Origin of the sequence: Novipirellula herctigrandis (assembly GCA_007859835.1) — a bacterium.
Classification (GTDB): domain Bacteria; phylum Planctomycetota; class Planctomycetia; order Pirellulales; family Pirellulaceae; genus Novipirellula_A; species Novipirellula_A herctigrandis.
In genome coordinates this window covers 1,235,808-1,236,472 of sequence record SJPJ01000001.1, presented here as the reverse complement: position 1 = coordinate 1,236,472, position 665 = coordinate 1,235,808, and the positions used below count along the sequence as shown (strand labels likewise).

At 56.4% G+C, this 665-nt stretch carries 1 protein-coding gene; it reads left to right on the top strand.

Annotated elements, in window-relative coordinates:
- Positions 1–196 (top strand): hypothetical protein (locus CA13_RS34670; protein WP_419193925.1); only part of this gene is annotated, 196 nt, incomplete at its 5' end.
- Positions 197–665 lie beyond the last annotated feature (469 nt).

Genomic DNA, 665 nt, shown 5'->3' with positions numbered 1-665 from the left:
TGCACACGGAGCCGCGGGCCGCGCGGATTCTGAAATCAATGTCGTTTGCCGCGGCCCGGTGAACGGTGACGTTCCCCAACAGAAGAATGTCGAATCCCTACGCATCACCAACGCCGACACCAGAGAACGGGAAAGCGTACTCCCGACGCTATCTCGTGGTTTTGGCTGTGTTGGGAGCAGCCAGCTACGCGACTAGTCGATACTCATCGAGCCTGATCCTGGCGGTTGCTCTCAGTTCCATACTCGTGCTGGCGATTGTCATATGGATGCACTTTTCTGATTCTAGGGCAGAACGCCTAATCGCAATCGGTATACCTCCATTGGATACTATGCGCACCTACATAGCATTCGCTGTTGCTGGCTTCTGCATCAGTGCCGGACAGAGTCTGCCAATCGCACTTGGAACCAATTGAACGACTACATTCACTCGACTTCGTTCGCTGTGAACCTAGCTGGGCGAGCGGGGAACCATCGGTTGCAACGGAGCGGCGGTGGTGACTGTTTGGCAGTCGTTGTATCGTTCGCCGCCGCCCGCTGAACCGTACCGTTATTCGGCTCACTTCTCCGTTCAACGCCGCTCGCATTGGAGCCCCGTCCGATTCAATGCTTGACCCTGCTCCCGAACTCATGCTCGATCACCTTCTGCTCGACTGCATGTCCTGACC